Raw genomic sequence first — 4358 nt, forward strand, 5'->3', positions numbered from 1 at the left:
AAAAGTTCATTGCCCCTGCATCGAGGGCCGCGTAACGTTCAACCCGGCATCGCCGCTCAACGAAGTTCAACAAACTTCGGGACATCCCCCTCAGATGGGGAGATCACGCTGTTCGACGGAACCGGGGTCGGCCTGCAGGACTTGGCCGTCACGGCTGCCGCTGTTCGGCTGGCCGAGCGCAGGGCAAGGCGCAGAAGGTTGAACTTTGACGAGCGCAAATGCTTGTTACGCTCGGTTGAAGCTGACGGCCGCGGGAACCATGTGCGGATCAGCAGGAAAATTACTTACGATGCCATATAGCTCATAATGTAGGCTTCGCCCAGCATTGTCTGATGCAGTACGTACGACGCGGGTCAGGCGGGGCGCCTTCGGCTCGTCGCGTACCGAAATTGCAGCCATCATGCGGCCAGGAGTCCGTCCTTCAGCCAAGTTGCGGCAGGGCAAGATGGACCTGCCCTGGCCGCGGACGCGAAGACGTTACAGCCTGGTTGCATGCATTCCGCCGTCTGTCCGACAACAGGAGACCGCCAAATGTCCATGGCAAAGCCTATCGCCGCAACGACAACCGCTTGACCTGCTGTGTTAAGGCGCTTGTAGACAAGCAACCGTCCCGACGGCCAGCTACTCGTTGTCAGTGTCGAAGGGTTCCTTGAGGTGAGAGACAACGGCTCTGGCTTCAGGGCTGACCGGAATCGCAATGTTTTCATCCACTCCGCCTCATCGGCGACGCAACGGACCTGCGGTCCGAGCCCGTTGGTCTTTTCGGCCACGAAGCCGGGCTCTCCATGACAAGCTTCGATCGCACCGACCCCGCGTCGACAATGTCGTCGTCGGAAGTGCCCTAATTCGCGGATTGCGCGGATCGCCGAGGTCAAGAATTGTCGTGCCGAAAAGCGGCGATGTGGCGGATACAGGCATAGCTTCCGCGAACGACGATCTGCTCGCCACCAGGATCTCATAGCGGACGATCCTCTGGATGCCATTGCTGATCGATTCGCTCGTCCTCATAATGCGCTTCGTCCCCAACCGTCCAACTGAAATTTAAGCAGTTGTCTCGATAGATCCGCGGCTGCGAGTTTTGTCAGCCTCATCGCGGCGAGCCAGCGCCTGCTCCAGCGCGGCGGCCGCATTGCGGATATGCTCCCTTGAGAGTTTGTGCGCGGCGGGACCGTCATGCCGCTCGATCGCATCGAAGATCCCGCGAAGCTCGATGACGGCCTTCTCCATACGTCCCGGCTCGCCGAAATTCGTCACGCGCAAAAGCTGGATACGGTTATGAAGCATCCGCAGCATCTCGCTCAGGATGCCGTTCCCGCTGCCGCGCATCAAAAGATCGTAGAATTCGTTCTTGGCGGAGCGGACGCGCTCCGCATCACCCGTTGCGACTAATAATTCCAAAGCTTCGATGGATTTTCGAAGCGCGGCGATGGTCGCTTCATCGGAGCGCTCGGCGAAACTCCTGGCAGCAAGTCCTTCGAGTTCGGCGCGTACCGCAAATAAGTTGCGTGCATCCTCCAAGTTGAGCACCGTCACGATCAAGCCGCGGCCCGGCACGGTGTTGATCAATCCCTCCGCCTCGAGTTGCCGCAGGGCCTCTCGCAGAAGGGGACGGCTGACACCGAGTAGCGCGCAGAGTTCGCGCTCGACGAATCGGTCGCCCGGCAAAAACCGACCGTTCCCGATTGCGGTTCGAAGTGCATCTTCCACTTGAGTTCGCACCGGCACCGCAACCCGAATAAAACCTAAATCGCTCAAAGTCCCTCCTGTCAGACTGTCTGACAAAAATGGCTTAAATGAGCTGATTGTCAATGCACATGAAGAGGGCGTCCTTGTCGTCATGGTTCTCGACGGCGCCGGATGGCACGGTGAAAAGGCCCTCGACGTACCGGCGAACATCACCCTCGTAACCCTTCCGCCCTACAGTCCCCAACTTAACCCGGTCGAGCGGCTCTGGCTCTATCTGCGCGAGACCTCCCTCAGCCTCTGCGTCTTCCGCGACAGGCAAGCCATCATCGACGCTTGCTGCGATGCCTGGAACCGCGCCACCAAAGATCCGCGGCGCGTCCAATCCCTCTGCAACTATCCCTACATCAAAGCGGTCAGTTCATGAGCGCGCCGGTATCAGATCGAGATCGCGGTGACAATCGTCGCACGGACGCGAAGGAGATGTTGGCAGACCTCAAGGAACGGCTGGCCAAGTTCGGCCTGCAGCTCCATGAGGACAAGACGCGTCTCATCGAGTTCGGCCGCTTCGCGGGTACTTGTACCCTCAAGTCTGGAAATTCGCTCGAGTTCGGGCGTCATGAGCCCCTGCTGGGGCGCGCCCCAGCAGGGGCTGTCCATCTTGGTATTCCATGGAGTTGCGAAACGACCATGGAGAAGAACGAATGGACAAGCGGCAGGATACGGCGGTCGAGGCTATCTTGGAACAGTTGATCGAGCAGGGGCCGAACGACATGGCGCGGGTGTTCGCTCGGGCCTTCGAACTGGCGATGCAGATGGAGCGCGGACGGTTTCTCGGCGCCGGGCTCTGCGAGCGCCCGCCAGAGCGTCAGGGCTAGGCACGGCGGCCATATGGTCGATGTCGGCGCGACAAGGTATGCTCCGGTCAGCCACAGCCAAATCCTCCACTCAAGGATTATGGCTGCGGTCGACCATCGCAAGGACGGCGCCGCCATCGGCTTTTGAGAATGGTGCGGCGGAAGGCTCCGCCACGGCGCGGTGCCGCGTCCAACCTCGTCGATTGGCGACGGGGTGGTGGATCCGTTATGCCGCGATCAGCGCTCCCTGAGGATCCATCGCCATGCGCAATGCCGATCGCTTAAACTCCGTGCCGACTCCCAGCCTGCTCCTCGACGAAAGCCGCATGCTGCGCAACATCGACCGGCTGCGATCCCGCCTCGAACCATTCGGCGTCGTCCTACGCCCGCATCTAAAGACGGCCAAATCGGTGGAGGTAGCACGGCGTGTCCTGCATGACGGCACTGGACCGGCCACCGTCTCCACCCTGAAAGAAGCCGAGGTCTTTGCCGCGGCAGGCGTGAGCGACATTCTTTACGCCGTAGGGATCGCGCCCCGGAAGCTCCCTCGCGTTCTGGCCCTGCGGGCTGCGGGTTGTAACCTGGCCGTCATTCTGGATTCGCCGGAGCAGGCGGTTGCGGTGGCCGAGGCGTCGCGGCAGGCGGGCCATCCCATCCCGGCGCTGATCGAGATAGATTCGGACGGCCATCGCTCCGGACTGCGCCACGACGACCCCGCCATTGTCACGATCGGCCGCCTCCTCGCAGAGGGCGGCGCCATCTTGCGGGGCATTCTCACCCATGCCGGCGAAAGCTACGGCGCCAAGGACGCCGACGCGTTGGCCGCCTTTGCCGAGCGCGAGCGGCTGGCGGCGGTCACGGCCGCGCAGGCGCTGCGGTCCGCAGGTCTCGCCTGTCCGGTGGTCAGTGTCGGCTCGACACCAACGGCGCATTTTGCGCGGGACCTGACGGGCATCACGGAGGTGCGGGCCGGCGTCTACGTCTTTTTCGATCTCGTGATGGCCGGCATCGGCGTGTGCGCGCAGGAGGATATCGCCCTCTCGGTGCTGACCACGGTGATCGGACATCAGCGCGGCCGCGGCTGGATCATGGTCGACGCGGGTTGGATGGCGCTGTCCCGGGATCGCGGCACCGCCGCTCAGACGGTTCCTCAGGGCTACGGGATCGTGTGCGATGCAGAAGGACGCATCCAGGGCGACCTCATCGTCGTGACGGCGAACCAGGAGCACGGCGTCGTCGCCTTGCGGCCGGGGCAGCACGGGAAGCCTGCCGGATTGGCCGGTCGGCACGCTGCTGCGCATCCTCCCCAATCATGCCTGCGCCACGGCGGCCCAGTTCGAGGGGTACGAGGTGCTGCCGGAAGAGGACGGCACCGCGCTCACGCATTGGCCCCGCTTCGGCGGCTGGTGAATGCTTGGAGCGGCCATGCGAGAGGTGAGCTTGGGAATGCACCACATGTCCTTGCGCCACGGCTGGAGGTCGATCTCGGCCAAGCGCCGGCGCACCGTCTCGCGCGACAGTTGTTCATTGCTCGGTCAACTTGACGAACGCGTCGGCCAGCAGCTCCAGCGGGCCCGGCCGGGCAGCGAGCTGGAACAGGCGGTGGCCACCAGCAAGGCTTCCTCCTTGCCCGTCAGCTTGCGCTCCGCCCCGGGGCGCGGCTCTTCGCCGAGCGCCGCCTCCAGGCCCATCTCCACGATACGGCGCTTGGTGCGGTAGACCGTGGAGTGTCAACGTCGGAGCAAAACCGGGCCAGTGGGGCGGAGTAAAAGCAGGCCACTGGCGTGAGGGGCACGACACAGGAAAGGGCCCGATCGG

At 63.0% G+C, this 4358-nt stretch carries 3 protein-coding genes and 4 pseudogenes; 5 read left to right on the forward strand and 2 right to left on the reverse strand.

Annotation, left to right across the window (positions count from 1 at the left end; all coding sequences use genetic code 11):
* Window positions 1–300 (forward strand): annotated as a pseudogene (locus tag VQ044_RS23845) (hypothetical protein); the annotation flags it as partial.
* Window positions 301–1041: 741 nt separating this feature from the next.
* Here VQ044_RS23845 and VQ044_RS23850 read toward each other — a convergent pair.
* Window positions 1042–1755 carry a GntR family transcriptional regulator gene (locus VQ044_RS23850; protein WP_327650135.1) on the reverse strand — a complete coding sequence of 238 codons (714 nt, stop codon included), beginning with the start codon at window positions 1753–1755 and terminating at the stop codon, window positions 1042–1044.
* Between the two features lie 46 nt (window positions 1756–1801).
* Here VQ044_RS23850 and VQ044_RS23855 point away from each other — a divergent pair, with 46 nt between their 5' ends.
* The 4 genes and pseudogenes from VQ044_RS23855 (at window position 1802) to VQ044_RS23870 (ending at window position 3950) form a co-directional block, all read left to right on the forward strand.
* The gene (locus tag VQ044_RS23855) at window positions 1802–2110 is read left to right on the forward strand and encodes a transposase (RefSeq protein WP_327651395.1); all 309 of its coding nucleotides are present in this window, start codon (window positions 1802–1804) and stop codon (window positions 2108–2110) included.
* Window positions 2111–2175: 65 nt separating this feature from the next.
* Window positions 2176–2256 (forward strand): annotated as a pseudogene (locus tag VQ044_RS23860) (reverse transcriptase domain-containing protein); the annotation flags it as partial.
* Window positions 2257–2387: 131 nt separating this feature from the next.
* Window positions 2388–2561, forward strand: a complete 174-nt coding sequence (locus tag VQ044_RS23865) for a hypothetical protein (protein ID WP_327650138.1) — start codon at window positions 2388–2390, stop codon at window positions 2559–2561.
* 242 nt (window positions 2562–2803) lie between these two features.
* Window positions 2804–3950, forward strand: a pseudogene (locus VQ044_RS23870) (DSD1 family PLP-dependent enzyme).
* A gap of 8 nt (window positions 3951–3958) precedes the next feature.
* Here the strand turns inward: VQ044_RS23870 and VQ044_RS23875 are convergent.
* Window positions 3959–4267: pseudogene (locus VQ044_RS23875) on the reverse strand (helix-turn-helix domain-containing protein); the annotation flags it as partial.
* Between the last annotated feature and the right edge of the window lie 91 nt (window positions 4268–4358).

The sequence above is a fragment of the Aurantimonas sp. C2-5-R2 genome (genome assembly GCF_036549495.1).
In the GTDB taxonomy this organism is placed as follows: domain Bacteria; phylum Pseudomonadota; class Alphaproteobacteria; order Rhizobiales; family Rhizobiaceae; genus Aurantimonas; species Aurantimonas coralicida_A.